The 20,294-nt window shown below is 53.9% G+C and carries 21 protein-coding genes; 11 read left to right on the top strand and 10 right to left on the bottom strand.

Annotated features, from left to right (window positions below; all coding sequences use genetic code 11):
- Positions 1 to 16: 16 nt before the first annotated feature.
- The 5 genes from A6U95_RS25645 to A6U95_RS25625 form a co-directional block, all read right to left on the bottom strand.
- Positions 17 to 745, bottom strand: a complete 729-nt coding sequence (locus tag A6U95_RS25645) for a fimbria/pilus periplasmic chaperone (protein WP_065686542.1) — start codon at positions 743 to 745, stop codon at positions 17 to 19.
- Positions 746 to 803: 58 nt separating this feature from the next.
- Positions 804 to 1,364, bottom strand: a complete 561-nt coding sequence (locus tag A6U95_RS25640) for a fimbrial protein (protein WP_065686541.1) — start codon at positions 1,362 to 1,364, stop codon at positions 804 to 806.
- Between the two features lie 212 nt (positions 1,365 to 1,576).
- A complete protein-coding gene (locus A6U95_RS25635) occupies positions 1,577 to 2,143 on the bottom strand; it encodes a LuxR C-terminal-related transcriptional regulator (RefSeq protein WP_065686540.1) in 567 nt (188 codons plus the stop codon).
- Positions 2,144 to 2,273: 130 nt separating this feature from the next.
- Positions 2,274 to 2,654: a winged helix-turn-helix domain-containing protein gene (locus A6U95_RS25630; RefSeq protein WP_065686539.1), complete on the bottom strand. Its 381-nt coding sequence runs from the start codon at positions 2,652 to 2,654 to the stop codon at positions 2,274 to 2,276.
- 822 nt (positions 2,655 to 3,476) lie between these two features.
- Entirely contained in the window at positions 3,477 to 3,974 is a 498-nt protein-coding gene (locus tag A6U95_RS25625) for an E3 ubiquitin--protein ligase (RefSeq protein WP_065686538.1), read from the bottom strand.
- A 172-nt stretch (positions 3,975 to 4,146) separates the two neighbouring features.
- On the opposite strand from A6U95_RS25625, the gene hda reads away from it, so the two are divergent.
- On the top strand, positions 4,147 to 4,848 hold the full coding sequence (gene hda, locus A6U95_RS25620) for a DnaA inactivator Hda (RefSeq protein WP_024484905.1): 702 nt from the start codon (positions 4,147 to 4,149) through the stop codon (positions 4,846 to 4,848).
- Positions 4,849 to 4,871: 23 nt separating this feature from the next.
- Here the strand turns inward: hda and A6U95_RS25615 are convergent, their stop codons facing one another.
- On the bottom strand, positions 4,872 to 5,552 hold the full coding sequence (locus A6U95_RS25615; protein ID WP_065686537.1) for a GntR family transcriptional regulator: 681 nt from the start codon (positions 5,550 to 5,552) through the stop codon (positions 4,872 to 4,874).
- Positions 5,553 to 5,677: 125 nt separating this feature from the next.
- Here A6U95_RS25615 and A6U95_RS25610 point away from each other — a divergent pair, with 125 nt between their 5' ends.
- The 4 genes from A6U95_RS25610 to A6U95_RS25595 are packed head-to-tail and all read left to right on the top strand — an operon-like array spanning position 5,678 to position 9,770.
- On the top strand, positions 5,678 to 6,394 hold the full coding sequence (locus A6U95_RS25610) for a DUF2848 domain-containing protein (RefSeq protein ID WP_065686536.1): 717 nt from the start codon (positions 5,678 to 5,680) through the stop codon (positions 6,392 to 6,394).
- Entirely contained in the window at positions 6,394 to 7,743 is a 1,350-nt protein-coding gene (locus A6U95_RS25605; RefSeq protein WP_065686535.1) for an amidase, read from the top strand. The genes A6U95_RS25610 and A6U95_RS25605 overlap by 1 nt, the downstream gene beginning before the upstream one ends.
- A gap of 51 nt (positions 7,744 to 7,794) precedes the next feature.
- The gene (locus tag A6U95_RS25600; protein ID WP_065686534.1) at positions 7,795 to 8,448 is read left to right on the top strand and encodes a DUF4286 family protein; all 654 of its coding nucleotides are present in this window, start codon (positions 7,795 to 7,797) and stop codon (positions 8,446 to 8,448) included.
- Complete coding sequence (locus A6U95_RS25595; protein ID WP_065686533.1) at positions 8,445 to 9,770, top strand: MFS transporter; 1,326 nt, start codon at positions 8,445 to 8,447, stop codon at positions 9,768 to 9,770. The genes A6U95_RS25600 and A6U95_RS25595 overlap by 4 nt, the downstream gene beginning before the upstream one ends.
- Before the next feature lie 43 nt (positions 9,771 to 9,813).
- On the opposite strand, the gene arsC is transcribed toward A6U95_RS25595, so the two are convergent.
- The gene (gene arsC / locus A6U95_RS25590) at positions 9,814 to 10,167 is read right to left on the bottom strand and encodes an arsenate reductase (glutaredoxin) (protein WP_065686532.1); all 354 of its coding nucleotides are present in this window, start codon (positions 10,165 to 10,167) and stop codon (positions 9,814 to 9,816) included.
- A gap of 22 nt (positions 10,168 to 10,189) precedes the next feature.
- Positions 10,190 to 11,659, bottom strand: a complete 1,470-nt coding sequence (locus A6U95_RS25585) for a M48 family metallopeptidase (protein ID WP_065686531.1) — start codon at positions 11,657 to 11,659, stop codon at positions 10,190 to 10,192.
- A gap of 306 nt (positions 11,660 to 11,965) precedes the next feature.
- Here A6U95_RS25585 and A6U95_RS25580 point away from each other — a divergent pair, with 306 nt between their 5' ends.
- Positions 11,966 to 13,042 carry an AI-2E family transporter gene (locus A6U95_RS25580; RefSeq protein ID WP_065686530.1) on the top strand — a complete coding sequence of 359 codons (1,077 nt, stop codon included), beginning with the start codon at positions 11,966 to 11,968 and terminating at the stop codon, positions 13,040 to 13,042.
- 42 nt (positions 13,043 to 13,084) lie between these two features.
- Here A6U95_RS25580 and bcp read toward each other — a convergent pair whose 3' ends face one another.
- Positions 13,085 to 13,549: a thioredoxin-dependent thiol peroxidase gene (gene bcp / locus A6U95_RS25575; RefSeq protein WP_021178751.1), complete on the bottom strand. Its 465-nt coding sequence runs from the start codon at positions 13,547 to 13,549 to the stop codon at positions 13,085 to 13,087.
- 2 nt (positions 13,550 to 13,551) lie between these two features.
- Complete coding sequence (locus A6U95_RS25570) at positions 13,552 to 14,157, bottom strand: glycine cleavage system transcriptional repressor (RefSeq protein WP_071784392.1); 606 nt, start codon at positions 14,155 to 14,157, stop codon at positions 13,552 to 13,554.
- 108 nt (positions 14,158 to 14,265) lie between these two features.
- Here A6U95_RS25570 and dapA point away from each other — a divergent pair, with 108 nt between their 5' ends.
- The 5 genes from dapA to A6U95_RS25545 all read left to right on the top strand — a co-directional run bounded on the left by dapA (position 14,266) and on the right by A6U95_RS25545 (position 20,230).
- Positions 14,266 to 15,147 (top strand): 4-hydroxy-tetrahydrodipicolinate synthase, encoded by an 882-nt coding sequence (gene dapA / locus A6U95_RS25565; protein ID WP_021807111.1) that lies wholly within the window; start codon positions 14,266 to 14,268, stop codon positions 15,145 to 15,147.
- Between the two features lie 16 nt (positions 15,148 to 15,163).
- A complete protein-coding gene (gene bamC, locus A6U95_RS25560) occupies positions 15,164 to 16,216 on the top strand; it encodes an outer membrane protein assembly factor BamC (RefSeq protein WP_065686529.1) in 1,053 nt (350 codons plus the stop codon).
- A 166-nt stretch (positions 16,217 to 16,382) separates the two neighbouring features.
- A complete protein-coding gene (gene purC / locus A6U95_RS25555) occupies positions 16,383 to 17,096 on the top strand; it encodes a phosphoribosylaminoimidazolesuccinocarboxamide synthase (protein WP_021178747.1) in 714 nt (237 codons plus the stop codon).
- Between the two features lie 198 nt (positions 17,097 to 17,294).
- Positions 17,295 to 18,164: a neutral zinc metallopeptidase gene (locus A6U95_RS25550; RefSeq protein ID WP_046807978.1), complete on the top strand. Its 870-nt coding sequence runs from the start codon at positions 17,295 to 17,297 to the stop codon at positions 18,162 to 18,164.
- Between the two features lie 56 nt (positions 18,165 to 18,220).
- A complete protein-coding gene (locus tag A6U95_RS25545) occupies positions 18,221 to 20,230 on the top strand; it encodes a GNAT family N-acetyltransferase (RefSeq protein ID WP_065686528.1) in 2,010 nt (669 codons plus the stop codon).
- Positions 20,231 to 20,294 lie beyond the last annotated feature (64 nt).

Here is a 20,294-nt window from a genome sequence, read left to right as displayed (position 1 = left end):
CAAATACAACGACGGATTAAAGAACAGCCTTCACTGTTTTAACCGCCCCCCAGTCGTTAACGTATTCGTAGGAGATTGCAGCTCCCGCAAGTAAAGTGCGCGCGTCTTTCAGTGTGAATTGTTGAACGCCGCCGGGAGGCACCATCTCGCCTTCAGTAGAGAACGTATTTCCCCCTTGATGCACGACCACCGAGACTAATGAAACGTAATAGGGTGAGGAGTTGGTTGCCTGTAGCTTTCCGTTGCTAAAAGACCAAACCAATTTTTCGGCGGCGTCGGCCGCTTTGGTGTTATCGGCAATGGCAGCCGGACGATAGAAGATTTTTATCCGGGTACGGAAGGCGACCTGCAGGCGATTGGGCGCGATATTTTCCTTCACCGGTGGAATTTCTAATACGTTCAGCCAATACACGGATTCTTTATTTTCAGGCAGTGCAGGAGATGCGGTATAACTCAGGCGTAGCGTCTGGCTTTTATTGGGATCGATGCGGTTAATGGGTGGCGTCAGAATAAAGGGTACGCGAATTTTTTCCGGTTTGGCATCGGAGTCGCCGGTATCAATCCAGCTTTGTACCAACATAGGAGCCTGACCGACATTCGATAATTTGACGGTCACTTCCTTGTCATTCCCTGGATAAACCACGCGGGTCCCGTTGACCACAATACTGGCCGAGCCAGGCAGCGGGGAAATCAGTAGAAAGCATAAGGCGGCCCAGAGTGTTAACGGGAATGATTTGCTGAACATAAATACACTATCCTTGAACAATGAACAGGGAGGTTGCCCTCCCTGATAAATCAAAACATTATTTGTACTGCAGGTTATAAACTACGCTACTGGTCACTGTACCCGGCGTGGTTTGGCCATTGGCATAATATTCAACGGCGTACGGCAACAGCGCGGTACCATTGGCCTGATCGATGTCGATATAAGTCATATCATTGACCTGGTTGGTGCTACCGATGTCGATGACTTTATAGTTGCCGGACACGTCCAGTAATTGCAGATCAACCTTGGTGGCGCTACCGCCAACGTTTTTCAGGCGCCCAGTGCCCAGGTCTACCGTATTGCCCGGTTGGAAGAACGCCGAAACCTTGGAATGGCCGCCCGCAGTACCGATCACACATTTGGAGATGTTCATCTTGAAAGAGGCACGGCCGGTGGTGTCACCCGCGCTAGTCAGTTCGGTTACGCTAACGGTGGGCAGAATGATGGTGGCATCAGCGCCCTGGCCTTCGATGTCCACGTCACAGGTGCTGTCAGTCAGCAGGCCATTAAACGTAATGGTACCGGTTGAAGCAGCCTGTGCCGAAGCGGCCAAACCCAGTGCAGCCAGCAGAGAAAGACTAACAATTGTTTTTTTCATCTTTAAAACGTCCTTTATAGATCGAGTATCGTTACCATCATGGTAATACTTGGTGTATAAGTAGGTTGTAGCGAACAATAAGTGGCTTATTTATTCGTCACGCCTCCTTTTTTAAACGTAAAGCTACGTTCAAACCTGCCGCCCATTAATACGGATACCTTTAACGAGCGATTAAATTATCTGACTTGGTTTAAATGACGGATTTACACGCTTCAGTGCAGTCCGAGGATTTTAACCTTCATCATCAATTCCTGATTGCTGAATACGCCCAGCCGTTTCATTGAATTACGCTTGTGGGTACTAATCGTTTTAACGCTTTTGTGGGTCAATTGCGCAACCCGGTGTGGGCTATGGCCCATCGATAAATGCCGTACCGTTTCCCTTTCCATCTCGGATAAGTTCAGCTTTGGGGGACTGTTTACATCAAACCGGCCCATTAAGAACAGCATCGATAATTTTTTTTGTAATTCCTGTTTGAGTCTGGTGATGGTTATATCCAAATCGAACAGGCAAACGCTCCAGTCGGTAGGGGTACCTTGTAACAAGCGCTGGCAGCGTTCAGAACAAAAAACGATGCTGGGTATCTTCGGTGCTGCTCGGTTAACAAAGGGCAGCACGTCGGTCAGGCATTTCTGGCTGATTACCCATATATCGATTTGAGGTATTGCCTGCCCTGGTTCCAAAGGCAGGTGTAGCGGAATATCGGCTAAGACGCTCTCTACTCCATATTTAAAAAATGAGTCAACCCCATAAATATTGATTGCTGGCTTATACTTCATTTTTCCTCAAAGATACAGTTCTGGCAGTAGGCGCAATAGGGACCATGATTGGCATAATCTGGTTTATTGTTATTTAACTGCAAGGTGATAATCGGACTCTTGGCTGAGTTTATTGCTTATTAGGCCATTTTTAATAGTAAAGCGTTTTTATATCGCCCCTTGAAATACTGATGCCTTTGCTTCTGGATGTAATGATAATTTCTTCTGAAATCCCCAATAACGCCAGTTTTAATTTGAGCTCTTTGAGTTCTTGCCACAGGAATTGGTTGGAAGATGAATAATTCATTTTGCCAATGACCTCGCTCAGCAATTCCTGACGGCTGACATACTTGTCACCGGCATGCTTGAGTAAATAGGTGAGTATGGCCATCGTCACTTCTTTTAACGAGACGATCGCGCAGGAGAAGTTGGCGCTAGGTTTGTCCGTGCTGAGGCGAACTATCCTGTTATGCTTAACATCGATTTGCAGATCCGGCTCAACCCAGAAGCCAAATAGTTTTTTCCTATCCATTTCCTAAAACTCCTGTTATTAGGTAGAGAGCCTATCCGTTGGTAAGACAATTCTATGTTCTTACTCATATAAAACAATACGTTTAATATCCTGATCTTAGGGTTTCCATTTTGTAACGAAATGGAGTTTTTGACTAAATTATTTCCATTTTTTAGATGTAAAAACTGCATTATCCAGGTGTGCTAAACTTTGCGCTGCGGTTGATCAGGATTTTTAATTCAGCATAAAGTGTCAAAAATAAGTATTTTTTGGAATAAAAATCCATATTTTTGATTAAATTTAATAAATTCATTTAGATATGCTCAAGATTGAAATTGAGTTAATTCCTATTTTCTTGCCACTGATTTTGACAAATTAATGCCCGCTTCAATTTCTGGTTCGTCAGAGAACGCTGAACTTGTTCAAGCTGCGACTCCCGTTTGCCAGACTTATATTACGTAGGAACCAGCGGTATAAAACTCAAAGTTTATCATTCAATCTCAATGAGATGGCCTAACTATCCTGTAGGATCTTGGTGTAAATAAATTGCATTAATAATGTTGTATTTTTGGTTTTTAGGCTGTTTTTTATTGGGATATTTAGCTGTAATCGATAGTGCCTCATTAACCAGAAAAATCTTAATGAGGTGTTAATCTTCACATTAATGACAACTCTTAGGTCATTCGCCATAAGTGGGTTTGGCCAGGCCTATTTGATGGAGGGCATATCAGACACTTTATCAACGGGTTGGCTGAATCGAGGTGGTGGGAAAGCAGGAAAGAAATGAAGGGCGGGTAGCCAAGCGGGCGCAGTAAATGCTGCGCCCATACAGAGCAACTCTGTTTATTGATTGGCGGGCTGGGCCGGTTGTTCGGGTTTACCGTCGGCTTGTTGAGCCTTATTGTCCATGCTGTTCTTGAGCTGCTCGGTTTTTGCCTTGGCCTGTTGCGCCAGATCGTTCGCTCCGTTAATTGCATCGGCCTTGATGTTTTTGGCTTGATCGATCAACTGCTGGCTTTGTTTGTCTGCATCCTGTTTGATCGCGGCGGCCTTGGCCTTGGCATCATCAGTGAGGGCATCTGCCTGCTTGGCGGCGTCATCTTTAATGGCGGAAGCTTGGTCCTTCAACTGTTCTGTCTGGGCCGCCGCGGCCTGTTTGATCTCTTCCGCTTTAGCCTTGGCATCGTCGGTCAGTTGATCCGCTTTCTTTTCCGCCGCATCTTTCATTTGTTCGGCACTGTCTTTGGCCTTATCCAGATGGGAATCGACCTTGGCATCATCGCAGCCCACCAGCAGTAAACCTACCATTGAGGCCAATAGCACTTTATTCCACGCTTTCACGGTCTAACTCCTTTCGGTCATCTTCAATTTGTGCGATTTATCTTAGAACAGCTTTGCCGTATAAGACAAATTTGGCAACTAAATTGCGTTGTTCTCATGGCGGGTTCAACAGCGGTTGCTTTCTGTGGTAGACTCTTCGCGTTTTCCTGCCAGTTTTGGTTGAGGTGCTTTTCTGAATACGCCGGCACAGCTTTCACTGCCACTTTATCTACCCGATGATGAAACTTTTGCCAGTTTTTATCCGGGTGAGAACCCATCCTTGTTAGCCGCGATCCAATCCGCAGTCCGTCAGGAGCATGGTAGCTACATCTATTTCTGGTCACGCGAAGGCGGGGGACGCAGCCATTTGCTGCATGCGGCCTGTGCCGAACTCTCGCAGCGTGGCGAAGCGGTAGGCTATGTGCCCCTGGATAAGCGCGCCTATTTTGTGCCCGAAGTGCTGGACGGCATGGAACAGCTGGCGTTGGTCTGCATCGATAACATCGAATGCATTGCCGGTGATGAGGAATGGGAAATGGCGATTTTCAATCTCTATAACCGCATTCTGGAAACTGGCCGCACCCGCCTGTTTATCACTGGCGATCGTCCGCCGCGCCAGCTAAATCTGCATTTGCCGGATCTGGCCTCGCGCCTGGATTGGGGGCAGATCTACAAGCTACAGCCACTGTCGGACGAAGAGAAACTACAGGCGTTGCAGTTGCGCGCCAAACTGCGTGGTTTCGAGCTGCCGGAAGACGTGGGCCGTTTCCTGCTCAAGCGTCTGGATCGTGAAATGCGCACGCTGTTTATGACGCTCGATCAGTTGGATCGCGCGTCGATCACGGCACAGCGCAAGCTGACCATTCCGTTTGTGAAGGAAATCCTGGGGTTGTAGCCCGTCACCACGCTTTAGGCTATTCAGCTTTCGTGCAATAACGCGCTGCGGAATGACAGGATGTGTGCCTGTGCAGCGCTGGCGGCGGCGTCGCTGTCCTGTGCGGCCAACGCGCTGATAATCGCCCGGTGTTCATCGATAACCTCCTGCATATGCCCTTCTCGCGACAGCGTGCTGGCCCAGAAACGTTGGGCTCTGGCGTGCAGAACGCTCAGAATATCCGTCAACATGTTATTCCCGGCAATTTGTGCTAGCTCCTGATGGAACTGATGATCCAGCATCATCATCCTCACCCGGTCACGATCCAGGCAAGCGGCTTCGATCTGCTGGTTCAGCGCGTTCAGCGCGGCAACCTGTGGCAGGGTGATCTTGGCACTGGCCAGGCGCATACACAGCATTTCATTGGCCAGCCGGACATCAATTAACTCTAACGCATCGTCTATCGACAGCGGCGAGACCATCACCCCTTTGCGCGGGATCACCTGCAGCAAGCCCTCATTCGCCAGACGGTGGATCGCCTGATTGATCGGCGTTCTGCCCATATCCAGCTCTCCCATTACCTGCGCGGTATTGAGGTATTCACCTGGTTTGTAACTTAACGTCACCAATGCCTGCTTGAAGCGGCGGTAAGCCACTTCATTGAGCGACAAACCGGCTTCCTCTGCTACCGGGAACCCTCGATCTTCTGCGTCAATGGTCTTCACATACTACTCCTGCAAGAAGAAATTTTTAGACATGGTACACAAAAACGTCACATGACAGTCGCTTAGTTGTTAACTGAAGATATAGTGAAATTTCACACTATTTTAACCAAAGGGACACAATTGCCATGAGGCTGACCTTTACTTTACCAGAAACCTGTAGTGCCAAGACGTTGGATGCTGACATCGATCATCTGGTCATCGCTGGCTGGACCGGTCGTGATTATAAGGCAATTCAACATCATATCCAGGAGCTTGCCGAACTGGGTGTCCCTCAACCCAGCAGCGTCCCGCTGTTTTACCGTGTTGCGGTTAATCAACTTAGCCAAGGCGATTGCATCGAAGTGATCGGCGAGGCGACCTCCGGCGAAGCGGAACCGCTGATTTTCAGCCATGGCGGCGAGCTGTATGTCTCATTAGCGTCCGATCATACCGATCGTCAGTTGGAAGTACACAGCGTAGCACTGTCCAAGCAGATCTGCGTTAAACCGGTAGCGCGTGCTGCCTGGCCGTTACACGAAGTGAGCGATCACTGGGACTCCTTGATCCTGCGTTCATGGGTTAAGGAAAATGGCGCGTTTCAGCTTTATCAGCAGGGTACTCTCGCCAGCCTGCGCACTCCCGGTGATTTGCTCGAACGCTATCTTGGTGGGCAGCAACTTCCAGAAAGCGGCATGGCGCTTCCCCTGCTACCGAGTGACGGGCTGGCAATGACCTGTGGCACGGTCGCGGCGATTGGGGGGATCCGACCATCAGCCGAATTCCGTATGGAACTGGTGGATGAGGTGTTGGGGCGCACCATCGCCCATAGCTATCGCAGTATCGAACTGCCGGTGGTGGCGTGATGGCTAAGTTAACGCTTGTGCAGGCCGCAGCCGGGTTGGCCAGTGGAGAGTTTACTTCCAGGCAGTTGATCGCGGGTGCCTTGGCGCAGATCGCCGATCCGCAAGGGGAAGGGGAGCGTACTTTTACTCAGGTGTATGTCGATTGGGCACAACAGCAGGCGCTGGCGGCTGACCAACGTCGTGCAGTAGGCAAACCGCTGTCCCCTTTGGATGGCGTGCCGGTTTCGATCAAAGACCTGTTTGACGTGAGCGGGCAGGTGACTACCGCCGGTTCTTGGGTGCTGGCTGATGCTGCGGTGGCCAAGAAGCACGCAGCGATAGTGGAGCGTCTGTTGCAGGCGGGAGCGGTGGTGATCGGTAAAACCAACATGACCGAGTTCGCCTACTCCGGGCTGGGACTCAATCCGCATTTTGGTACCCCTGCAAATCCCTGGGATCGGGCCGCCCGCCGTATCCCCGGCGGATCGTCTTCCGGTGCGGCGGTCGCGGTAGCTGACGGTATGTGCTGCGGTGCTGTTGGCAGTGATACCGGGGGATCGGTACGTATTCCGGCCGCTTTCTGTGGCTTGACCGGCTATAAGCCTACCGCCCGTCGAATGGCCAGCGGTGGACTGCTGCCGTTGTCGCCGTCGCTGGACTCTATTGGGGTGATTGCTCATGACGTTGCCAGCTGTATCGCACTGGATGCGGCGATCGCCGAGCAAGCGCTACGGCCTGAGTCACAATCCTTGGAGAGTGCACGTTTTGCCGTCCCGCAAACGTTAGTGCTGGATAGCTTGGACGAAGAGGTTGCAGCGGCGTTTGAGCGCACCTTGAAACGTTTGGCCCAGGCCGGTGCGCAGATTGAAGCTATCCCTTGCAGCGAATTCGCCGAATTGGCAGAGATCAATGGTGCCGGTGGTTTTACGGCACTGGAGTCTTGGCATTGGCACCAGCCGTTGATTGCCGAATATGCCGAGGGTTATGACCCCCGGGTGCTGTCACGCATTCGCCGTGGCCAGCCGTTGGGCGAGAGCGATCTGCAGCAGCTACGGCAGCTGCGTGCCAGTTGGCAACAACGGGTGACGGCCAAGGTGCAGGGTTTTGACGCCTTATTGATGCCAACCGCGCCGTTGATAGCACCAACCATTGCCGAACTGGCAGAGGACGACGAAGCCTACTTTCGTGCCAACGGTGCCGCGCTGCGTAATCCTTCCGTCATCAACTTCCTCGACGGCTGTGCGTTATCACTACCCTGCCAGCGGCCAGGTGAGGCCCCCGTCGGCCTGATGGTGGCCGGGTTACCCATGCATGACCAGGCACTGCTGGGTTGGGCGCTGGCAATCGAACGTTGCCTTGCCGGCGCGTGATTTTTCGGCAGGGTGCCACCTTGCCTTACTGACTCTACCAGGAGAATACCCATGATCGGTTCCCCTAACGGAATGCTGTTTGTTGCAACGGATGTCGCCGCGCAGGATGAGGCGGATTTCAATCAGTGGTACGACCGTGAACACGTGGAAGAGCGGGTGCGTGTTCCCGGTTTTCTATCCGGTACGCGCTATCAGGCGCTACAGGGTGGGCGCAAATACCTCGGGCTGTATAAAACCGCCTCTCTGGCCAGTTTTACCTCCCAGGCCTATCGCAATGCTTTTACCCAACAGACGCCGTGGTCGGTTGCCTGCCTGGGCAAGATGCGCGATCCCATGCGCCGGGTCTGCACGGTTGAAGCCGTCACCGGCCAGGGCAGTGGTAGCCATCTGAGCATCATCACGCTGGCAGTGAGTGAGCAGGATGTTCTGAAAAACGATGTTAAGCACCTGGGTTCCTTGTTGGCTGAACAGCCGGGTTTTGTGCGCAGCAGCCTGCTGTTGCCAAACGCCGAGCTCAGTTCACCGCTTCCACAAGAGTCGCGAGAAAATCGTCAGTTGTTACCGATGGTGTTGATCGAAAGCAGTAGCGCAGAGGCGGGGCAGCGTTTGAGTGAGCTGGCTTGCCACACGTTGAAAATCCCTGCTGGCGAGGAGGTGCATTACGCACTTGGCTGGCAACTGACCTCACAGGAGCTGGCATCATGAATACGTCCACCACTGAAACGCCGATTGTGGACTTATCGGTGAAAGATCACGCCGTCGATCCTCCTAAAACCGGCAGGTTGGCGGCCGCCAGTTCGATAGGTACCGCGCTGGAATGGTATGACTTCACCGTTTACAACATTATGGCGGCGTTGATTTTCAACCATGTTTTCTTCCCGTCATTCGATCCGTTGGTCGGCACCATTCTGGCGTTTTCCACTTATGCGGTCGGCTATGTTTCACGGCCGATCGGCGGCATCGTTTTTGGGCATCTTGGTGACGTACTGGGACGGCGTTTTGTGCTGGTTGCCACGCTAGTGATCATGGGCGTGACTACCACCCTGATGGGGTTACTGCCCGGCTATGCAAGTTGGGGGATTTGGAGCCCGCTGTTGCTGGTGGCACTGCGCTTTATCCAGGGCATTGCGCTGGGTGGGGAATGGGCTGGAGCCGTGCTGCTTTCGATGGAACACGGTAAGCCACATCAGCGTGGGCGTAACGCCTCATTTGCGCAGGTTGGTCCCTCTTGCGGTTCGCTGATTGGCACCGGGCTGATTGCGTTGGTGACCATGGCGATGTCGGCAGACGATTTCCAACAGTGGGGATGGCGTATTCCGTTCCTGTTGAGCCTGGTGCTGGTGGTCTTTGGCCTGTGGTTGCGCCGTGGGGTCGGGGAAACACCGGCGTTCCTGAAATTGGAAGCGTCGAAGGATGTTACCCATTCGCCGATCCGTGAGGTTTTCACCCAACACCCACGTTCGCTGCTGATCGCCGGTGGTTCGCGCATTGGCTCCGACGTGTTGTACGCCTTGGTGGTGGTGTTTACCCTGACTTACGTGACCACGGTGCTGAACCTGCCACGGCCACTGGCCCTGACTGCCACCATGTTGGGGGCGATCGGCAACGCGATTACCGTACCGATGTTTGGCGCCTTATCCGATCGCTTAGGCCGTCGACCAGTGTATATCGGCGGGGCACTTGCGGGGATAGTCTGGGCTTTTGCCTTCTTCGTGTTGCTCGATAGCAGTCAACCGGTGTTGATTTGTACCGCAGTAGTGATTGGCTTGCTGATCCATGCGGCGATGTTCGGCCCGCAGGCGGCCTTCATCACCGAACAGTTCCCGACCAGGGTGCGCTATGCTGGTTCTTCGCTGGCTTATACTCTGGCGGGGATCGTGGGTGGTGGCTTTGCGCCGTTGATCATTGCTTCGTTATTCACTTCTTTTAACAGCACGCTGGCCATTTCGGCTTACGTTGTGCTGGCACTGCTAATTACCTTGTGGGCGTTGCTCTCTGCCCGGGAAACAGCGCATAAACCTTTGTAAATACAGCCGCCGGGCGAATAACGCCCGGCTTGCCGTCACGGGATCACAAGATCTCCAGCACCTGCTCCGGTGGCCTGCCAATGCGGGCTTTGCCGCCTTTGACCACGATTGGGCGTTCGATCAGTTTCGGATTGCTCACCATCGCTTGCAGCAGTTGCTCTTCGCTCAGGGTTTCATCCGCCAGTTTCAGCTCCTTGTAGAGATCTTCTTTCTTGCGCATCAATTCGCGGGCCGAAGTGAAACCGAGCTCTTGCAACAGCTTTTTCAGCTCGGCGACGGAAGGCGGTGTATCCAGATACAGCACCACCTGCGGTTCGACACCGTGCTGTTCCAGCAGTGCCAATGTCTCACGGCTCTTTGAGCAGCGTGGGTTGTGATAAATAGTGACGTTTTTCAACTTTTCTCTTTCCTTGTTCAAATCAAGTGCGTTGGAACTTGCTGAAGGTTTTTTGCAACTGACGCAGTTGGTCAATCCGCGCGTCATAGCGAGCCTGTTTCAGGCTGCCCAGCTTTTGCAATGAGCTGGCGTTACTGAGCAAGCCTATCGCCTGATCCAGACGGCCAGCCAGCGCCATGCTTTCTGCCCGAGCGGAGAGTTCTTCATCACGTAGGCCCTGGGCGGCACTGGCCTGAGCCAACAGATCCCAGCCGTTCGGATCGTCCGGATGGGCAAAGGTATAACGGTTGAGAATTTTTGACGCTTGAGCGGGTTGATTGCCCTCAACGTAGGCGTTCGCCAGGTTGAGCAGCAACACCGGGTTATTGCTTTGCGCCGCGTTGACCGCCTCAAGGCGAGCAATGGCCTGAGCGGCCTTATTCTGACCCAGATCGATGTCGGTCAGCAGATCCAGCATCCAGACGTTTTTCGGATCCTTTGCCAGCAGCGGCTGAATAAGATTGCGCGCTTCGTCGTATTTCTTGGCTTCATAGAACAGGATCGCCCGGCCATATTTGGCGGCTATTTGCTCGCGAATGTTGCCTTTGCTGTAAGTGTCCAGCAGGTCTTCGCTCAGACCATAGCCTTCCGAGCTGTACATGCCCAGCGTACGTACCCGCGCTAGCAGATAGTCCTGGCTGGATTGCACCAGATGGCGTGGCATTTGGTTGGCGCGGTTGCGGGCGTCCGAAAGCCGGCTGTCTGGCAACGGGTGCGTCAGCAGCATTTCCGGGGGTTTTGAGGCATAGCGGGACTGATCGGCCAGCCTTTGCAAGAAGTCTGGCATCGCTTCGGGATCGAACCCGGCGCGCTGCAATACCTGAATACCGATACGGTCGGCCTCTTGTTCGTTTGCTTGGGTAAAGCTGATCATCCCCTGCTGCGTTCCCGCCAGCGTACCGCTCAGCGCCGCCATGCCCATGGTTGGGTTGGCCATTGCCAGCAGGATAGAGCCCAGTGCGCCCACCCAGGTCAGTGGCGCGTTGCGTTGCTGGTCTTCCATTGCGCGGGCCAGGTGGCGCTGGGTCACGTGTGAGATTTCGTGCGCCAGGACCGAGGCCAGTTGGCTCTCGTTGTCGGTTTCACGGAACAGGGCCGAGTGCAGCACCACGTTGCCGCCGAAGAAGGCAAAGGCGTTGATCTCGTCGTTACGGACTAGAAAGAAGTGGAACGGGGTGCGTACCGAATAGGCGCTGGCGACCAGCCGGTTACCCAACTGGTTGATATACTGGGTCAATAGCGGATCGTTGATCAACGGGGCGCTAGCGCGTAGCTGCCGCACGTAAAAATCACCCATGGTCAGTTCCTGGCCGATGCTCAACGTCCCCCCTGCGGAAGTCCCCATATCCGGCAGTTGGTCTTGCGTTTGGGCGTTAACCGGCGCCAACGCAGAGGTGCAAAGCGAGCCGAGCAGCAGGACTGTTAGCGCTGTTTTAGTCAACCGGATGGTCATAGTCAGGTCATTCCCTCAATAAAGTCATCAACTAAGACGCCAGCATCAGATAAGAGTTCTTCTTCCATGCCAGACTCTCCAGTACAATCATCGCGAAAGTGCGTTGGCTCACAAAAATACATTTTCAGGGGTTGTGCGCTTAAGCGGCAAAAACGCTATCACATCATAGCCAGCCACAACCCACATTGAAACGCCTGCGCGGTGATAACCGGGCTAAAATTATTTAAAAATCATGTCATACCCGCTCGGCCGCACAGGGATTAGCGAGCCTCACCCCCCCATTGATGGCATAAGGAGCAATCTCTGATGTTGGAGTTGTTATTACAGTGGTACCGACGTCGTTTCACCGATCCGCAGGCTATTGCGTTGCTGGTGATCCTGGTTGCCGGGTTCTGCATCCTTTATTTTTTGCACGGTATCTTGACCCCCTTGCTGGTTGCGTTGGTGCTTGCTTACCTGCTGGAATGGCCTACCGCGCGCCTTCAGCGCCTGGGATGCTCGCGTACCTGGGCGGCAAGTATCATGCTGATCGTGTTTGGCGGTATTGCCATGCTGTTGGTCTTCGTGGTCGCGCCAACCGCCTGGCAGCAGGGCATCAACCTGATGACCGATTTACCGGGCATGCTCAATCAGTTCTACAACTATGCGGCGACCTTGCCGACACGCTACCCGGCGCTGGTGGATGCGGGCATCATTGATATGATGGCGCAGAACCTGCGTGAACGCCTGTCGGGCATGGGAGAATCGGTGGTGAAATTCTCGCTGGCCTCACTGGTTGGGCTGCTGACTCTGGCCATCTATCTGATCCTGGTCCCTTTGATGGCGTTCTTCCTGCTGAAGGACAAAGAGCAGATGATCAATGCGGTACGCCGCGTGCTGCCGCGCAACCGTGGGTTGGCAGGGCAGGTATGGATCGAGATGAACCAGCAGATCACCAACTATATTCGCGGCAAGGTGTTGGAGATGGTGATCGTCGGGGTGGCGACCTATCTGGTGTTCTTCATCCTGGATATGCGTTATTCCCTGCTCTTGGCGGTGTTGGTCGGCCTCTCGGTGCTGATCCCATACATCGGCGCGGTGCTGGTGACGATCCCGGTGGTGGTGGTGGCCATGTTCCAGTGGGGCATTGGTGCCGACTTCTGGACGCTGATTATCGCTTATCTGGTGGTGCAGGGGTTGGATGGCAACCTGCTGGTGCCGATCCTGTTCTCCGAGGCGGTCAACCTGCATCCGCTGGTGATCATTCTCTCGGTGATTATCTTCGGCGGTCTGTGGGGGTTCTGGGGCGTATTCTTCGCCATCCCGTTGGCGACGCTGGTGAAAGCCGTGATCCACGCCTGGCCGGATGACATGCTGGTGGATGTGGGTGATGAGGTGAAGTGAGAAAAATAAAGCGCAGCAACCGATGCTGCTGCGCTTTACCCTTTACTGCTGCAGGTAGTTCAGAACGATTTCGTGGTGATTGGTGGTCTTGAAATCATCGAACACTTTTTCAACCTTGCCGTCGGTGCCGATCAGGAAACTGATACGGTGAATACCGTCATAGGTTTTGCCCATGAAGGTTTTCTCGCCCCAAACGCCAAACTGCTGAGCTACCTGATGATCTTCGTCGGATAGCAGCGTGAAATTGAGCAGTTCTTTCTCAACAAAACGCGAGAGCTTTTCGGGTTTATCGGTGCTGATGCCCAGCACTTCGACGCCCGCCTTTTTCAATTCATCCATGTTATCCCGTAACCCACAGGCTTGCACGGTGCAACCTGGTGTCATGGCTTTGGGATAAAAGTAAACCAGTACTCGTTGTCCCTGGAAGTCGGCCAAATTAATTTCCTCGCCATCCTGGTCGAGTAAACTAAATTTCGGCGCTGTATCACCGGCTTTCAATGGGCTCATAACTACTCTCCATCTCTCTCATCATGCTGTGGATAGTTCACCACGCTAATACTGCCTTGCGCATTCAATTCTGTACATAGGCGATAAAAGGCTTGTTCAATATTTGTTGCATCCTGGCCACCGGAACTGTGGGCGGTGATCTGAATATAGAGCTGCGAGGGCTGCTCACCTTTTGCTGGCTGAGTCCGTGACACCAGCTCGGCAATGTTCATCTGGCTCGAATCAAACAGGCCGGTAAACCGCTCGATGATATGCGGGGAGTCTTTTACCTCAACCTGTACCCAAACTGTAGCTGGCATTGGCGGTCTTTCTTGCGAGTTTGTGCGTTTCATCACGATCAGTAAATCCAGCTCGGCGCCTTTTTGCGGCAAAGTGGATTCGATCAGGGTAATCGCGTTCCAGCTACCTGAAAGCAGCATGATGAAGGTGAATTCTTCACCCAGCATGGCCAGACGGCTATCTTCGATATTGCACCCGCAGCTACTGACGTGGCGGGTGATGGCGTTGACGATACCGGGGCGATCGGCGCCCAGTGCGGTGATCACCAGATAGTGTTCATCAGGCTTAGGCAAAATGCAGCTTCCTGTCGTACTGAATGGGGTTACCATGGTAAACACAAAAAAAACCGCCTGCCAAGCGCTTAGACACGTTGTTTGCTTGCTTTTGGATAGGTGACAAAAGTACCATGGGTAACTTGTTTGTGAAGGGGACGGCCAATGTTTACGGGAAGTATTGTTGCACTGGTTACGCCGATGGACACCAAAGGTGCTGTCGATCGTGCGAGCCTAAAAAAACTGATTGATTATCATGTAGCCAGTGGGACTGCGGCGATCGTTTCCGTAGGAACTACCGGCGAGTCCGCCACGCTGCCCCATGACGAACATGTGGACGTGGTCTTGCAGACGCTGGAACTGGCCGCAGGCCGTATTCCGGTGATTGCCGGCACCGGTGCCAACGCTACCAGCGAGGCTATCTCACTGACGCAGCGTTTCAGCAATACCGGTGTCGTGGGCTGTCTGTCGGTCACGCCTTACTACAACAGACCGACCCAGGAAGGCCTGTACCAGCATTTCAAAGCCATTGCCGAAAGCACCGATCTGCCGCAGATCCTCTATAACGTGCCTTCACGCACCGGTTGTGACATGCTGCCGCCAACGATCGCTCGTTTGGCCAAAATTAAGAATATTGTTGCCGTTAAAGAGGCAACAGGGAACTTAAGTCGTGTTAGTCAGATCCAAGTGCTGGTTGATGATGAAGACTTCATTTTGCTGAGCGGCGACGACGCCAGCGGTCTGGACTTCATGCAACTGGGTGGCAAAGGGGTGATTTCCGTGACGGCCAACGTGGCAGCGCGTGAAATGGTCGAACTTTGCCGCCTGGCGGCGCAAGGCAATTTTGCCGAAGCCCGCCGTTTGAATCAGCGCTTGATGCCTTTGCATCAGGATTTGTTCGTAGAAGCAAACCCAATTCCGGTGAAATGGGCCTGTAAGGCATTGGGATTGATGGCAACCGATACGATGCGTCTGCCTATGACGCCGTTGACCGACGCTGCCCGTCCTGTCGTGGAGCGTGCGTTGAAAAGCGCCGGTTTGCTGTAACTCTTAGGGAGATTTGATGGCTTATTCATTGCAAAAGTCGACGCTAGCAACGGTCGTGGGATTAGCGCTGGTGATGACGCTGGCGGCTTGTTCTACCGATCAGCGCTACAAACGCCAGGTTAGCGGCGATGAGGCCTATCTTGACGCCGCACCGCTCAAACCGCTGAGTGCGCCGTCCGGCCTGATCCTGCCGGTACAAACCGGTAATTATGAAGTGCCGGCAAACGCGCAGAAAGGCGCTGTTGGCAAGCAACTGGATATCCGGCCACCGGTACAACCGCTGGCACTGTTGAGCGGTTCCCGTGGTCAATATGCGGGTGACAGCGGCACGCTGCTGCTGGAAAGCAGCCCGCAGAACGATAACCTGTGGTCGCGCGTAGCCAGCCTGTTGCAGAGCAAAAACATTCCGATCGCCTCACGTACGGATGCCAGCCAAACGCTGACCACCGACTGGGTGAAGTGGAACCGTCTGGATGAAGACAACCAGTACGAAGGCCGCTACCAGATCACGGTACAGAAACAGGGTTACCAGCAAGCGTTGGTGGTGAAAACCCTTGAACTGCGTCAGCAGGGGCAAACCGACAAGGTTACCGATCCTTCTGAAGTTCAGCGCTACAACGGTATGATGATGAACACCATCGTTGAAGGCCTGGACAAGCAGGACAACCTGTCGAGCAGCCAGTCCGCCAACCGTATTGGCGTATTGGACGTGCAGAGCGGCGCGGATGACACCGGTTTGCCGACGCTGATCGTACGTGCGCCGTACACGGTAGTGTGGGATCGTTTGCCACCGGCACTGGAAAAACTGGGGATGAAAGTGGGTGACCGCAGCCGTCCGCAGGGTAGCGTCGCCGTAACCTACAAGTCCCTGAGCAGCAGTGATTGGGATGCGTTGGGCGCGAAAGATCCTGAACTGAAAGAGGGTGATTACAAACTGCAGGTCGGTGATTTGAATAACCGTACCAGTTTGCAATTTATCGATTCCAAAGGTAAGCCGTTGACCCAGTCGCAGAACGATGCGCTGGTAGCGGTGCTCCAGACGGCTTTCAGTAAAACCAGCGTTAAATAAATACATCTAGGGGCTACGGCCCCTTTTTGTTTTGCTGATACGGTATCGTTTGCGTCGCAGATTTGGCACAATAGTTATCAGCAAACCAAAGAACTTATCAGGTCAATTTTGTGCCCAGTAGGCTGTCTGGCAGCCGGAAGGTACCATCTCATTGGAGTAAGTTAAGATGCAAAAGCTAGCTGAACTGTATCGCGGCAAGGCAAAAACCGTCTACACCACCGAAAACCCGGATCTGCTGGTGTTGGAATTCCGTAACGATACGTCAGCACTGGATGGTCAGCGCATTGAGCAGTTCGATCGCAAAGGGATGGTGAACAACAAGTTCAACCATTTCATTATGAGCAAGCTGGAAGAGGCCGGTATCCCAACGCAGATGGAACGCCTGCTGTCTGATAACGAAGTGCTGGTGAAAAAGCTGGAGATGGTACCGGTTGAGTGTGTGATCCGTAACCGCGCTGCGGGCTCTTTGGTCAAACGCTTGGGTATCGAAGAAGGCTTGCCGTTGAACCCACCGCTGTTTGATCTGTTCCTGAAGAACGACGCGATGCACGACCCAATGGTGAACGAATCCTATTGCGAAACCTTCGGTTGGGTGAGCAAAGAGCATCTGGCGCGTATGCGCGAGCTTAGCTACATGGCTAACGACGTGCTGAGCAAGCTGTTTGACGATGCTGGCCTGATCCTGGTCGATTTCAAGCTGGAGTTCGGCCTGTTCAACGGCGAAGTGGTGCTGGGCGATGAATTCTCCCCGGACGGTAGCCGCCTGTGGGACAAGAATACCCTGGCCAAGATGGACAAGGACCGCTTCCGCCAGAGCCTGGGTGGCCTGATTGAAGCCTACGAAGAAGTCGCCCGCCGTATCGGCGTGAAGCTGGACTAATCGTTAAATAATGCCCCTCACTCTAGCCCTTTCCCGGTAGGAGAGTGCAGAGTAAGGGGCAAAGCATCGAACCGAGCCTCTCATCCCTCATTCACCACTTTCCAGAAAATTACTGCATTCCATCCGCCACGAACGCCTTATAATAGTAACCAGGGCAAGTTTCCTACGATTATTAAAAATCATCTCTGGAGTTTATTTATGCGTTGGCAAGGGCGTCGAGAAAGTGACAATGTCGAGGATCGCCGTGGGCAGTCTTCCGGTCTGGGCGGCGGTGGTGGTGGTCCCCGGATACCTATCGGCGGCAAAGGTGGCCTGATCATTCTGGTAGTGGTGCTGGTTGCCGGTTACTACGGGGTAGACCTGACTCCGCTGCTGAATGGCGGAGATGTCTCTCCACAGTCTCAACAGCAAAGCGCCAGCATCAGTCCGCAAGACGATCAACTGGCCAAGTTTACCTCGGTGGTGCTGGCCTCTACCGAAGATAACTGGCAGGGGATCTTCAAGCAGATGGGGAAAAACTATCAGGATCCCAAGCTGGTGATGTACCGGGGCGCGACGCGAACCGGCTGCGGCACCGGTCAATCGGTAATGGGGCCATTCTATTGCCCGGCGGACGATACGGTCTATATCGATCTCTCGTTTTACCAGGATATGAAAACCAAGCTGGGTGCGGGCGGTGATTTTGCTCAGGCCTATGTGGTTGCGCATGAAGTGGGCCACCACGTGCAGAATCTACTGGGGATTGAGCGCAAGGTTCGCCAGATGCAGCAAGGCGCTAGCCAGGCAGAGGTTAATCGCCTATCGGTGAAAATGGAGCTTCAGGCCGACTGCTTCGCTGGCGTTTGGGGCCATTACGCCGAGAAACAGCAGATGCTGGAAGCGGGCGATCTGCAAGCTGCGCTGAATGCCGCACAGGCGATTGGTGACGACCGTTTGCAGCAGCAAAGCCAGGGGCGAGTGGTGCCGGACAGCTTTACGCATGGCACCTCGCAGCAGCGTTATACCTGGTTCAAGCAAGGGTTCGATAGCGGCGACCCTAACACCTGCAACACCTTCGCCTCCCGTTGATATTACTCAGTGCCGGTGCCTAGAGCCCGGCACTCTGCTTTCAGGCCTCAATATTCATGTTACAAAAAATGCAACAACGCATGCAGCAGCAGGGTATTCGGCGACTGTTGGTGATCAGCGGCGAATCGCAATGGTGCCGGGATCAGGCGCAGCAACTGGCGGCACAGCTGCCGGGTGACTGGCCTTGGGTCGGTAATGACGCGCCCGCAGGAATCGATGCGTTGGCGAGTCACGCGGTCAGAACCTTGCTGGGGCAAGAGCGGTTGCATGCGGTGTTTGATGCGTCAGTAGGGTTGGACGTTGAAGCGCTGGCCCAGCTATGCGGGACATTACAAGCCGGTAGCTGGTTACTGTTGCTGGTGCCACCTTGGCAAAGCTGGCCGCAGCAGCCGGATAGTGACAGCCTGCGCTGGAGCGATTGCCCACAGCCGATCGCTACGCCCCATTTTATCCACCATCTGCAACAACAATTGCTGGCCGATAGCGAAGTGTCTATCTGGCGGCAAGGTGAACCCTTGTGCCTGGCTCCCTTGCCATCACGGCCAGTTTGGCTAGCTCCTCAGGGTAATCCGAGTGAGGAACAGCAGGCCATTTTGGCCCGCTTGTTGGCGGCCGAGTCTGGGATCTGGGTATTAACCGCTGCACGTGGCCGGGGGAAATCGACGGTAGCAGGTATGTTGATGGCCAGCAGCCCGTTAACCTGTTGGATCACCGGCCCGAGCCGAGCTGCAACCGACGTTGCCAGCGAGTGGGCCGCAGGACGGGCCCAGTTTTGGGCACCGGATGCTTTGCTACAGCATTGTGCTGAACATGGTGCAGAGGGTGTTGGCTGGCTGCTGGTGGATGAGGCCGCAGCGATCCCAGGACCTTTACTGCAACAGTTAATGGACTATTTCCCACGCGTATTGCTGACAACTACGGTGCAGGGATATGAAGGAACGGGGCGCGGTTTTTTACTGAAGTTCTGCGCCACCTTGCCACAGTGGCAGCCGCTAAGCTTGCAGCAACCGATGCGTTGGGCAGCGGGCGATGCCCTGGAGCGGATTATCGATCATGCCTTGCTGTTCAACGAGGAACCCGTATGGGCAGTGGCCGGGCAGTCACCCATTTTTGGTGCTATTGAGCAGGCAGAACTGTGTGCCGATCCTCAACGGTTACGGCGTTTCTATGCGTTGCTCTGTAGCGCACACTATCGAACTTCTCCGCTGGATTTACGCCGCCTGATGGATGCGCCCGGGATGCACTTCAGTGCGGCATCGCTGGAGGATGAGGTGGTCGGGGCACTGTGGCTGGTGGATGAGGGCGGCTTATCGGTTGAACTGGCCCATGAGGTGTGGGCGGGGCGCAGAAGGCCACGTGGCAATCTGGTCGCTCAATCTTTGGCGGCACATAGCGGCCAATGGTGGGCACCCACTCTGCGTTCCCGTCGCATTACCCGTATCGCCGTGTTGCCGGAGTTACGCCAGCAAGGGATCGCCAGCCGGTTAGTGGAACAGCAAAAACGTGTCTCGCAGGGGTTGGATTTTCTTTCCGTCAGCTTCGGCTATACCGAGCCGCTGTGGCGGTTCTGGCAATCTTGTGGTTTCACCCTGGTGAGGATTGGCAACAAACCGGACGCCAGCAGCGGCTGTTATAGCGCCATGGCGTTGCTGGCCATTAGCGAGCAAGGGGAGGCGCTTTGCCATGCGGCGCATAAGCATCTGGCACGGGATTGGCGCTGGTTGCGGCAACGTAGCGATCTGTTGCTAGAGCTCGACGATGATACCGATCCGCTATTAAATGAAGAAGATTGGCGCGAGCTGGCCGGTTTTGCCTTTGCCCACCGGCCCTTGGAGGCCAGCCTGGGGGCGCTACAACGTCTGCTGTTGACCAGCTCACTGCCCTGTGCGGCATTGCGCGCGCATTTGCAGCAACAACAAACCATGGCCCAGTGCGCTGCCCAATATAGCCTGAGTGGCCAAAAAGCCTTGCTGCGGCTTTGGCGACAAGAGGCTGGGCAGGCGTTGCAACAACTTAATGCGCAACATTGCCGTTACTGGCAGGAGTGGGCGCAGTCGTTGCAATAAATGGAAAGAGTTGTTCAATAAAACCCGATTTTCCTGATTTCTCCACGGCGTATAGTAAGGGGCA

Source organism: Serratia sp. 14-2641, from assembly GCF_001692375.1.
GTDB lineage: Bacteria > Pseudomonadota > Gammaproteobacteria > Enterobacterales > Enterobacteriaceae > Chania > Chania fonticola_C.
The sequence above is the reverse complement of the archived record's forward strand: the minus strand, read 5'-3'. Positions and strand labels throughout refer to the sequence as shown.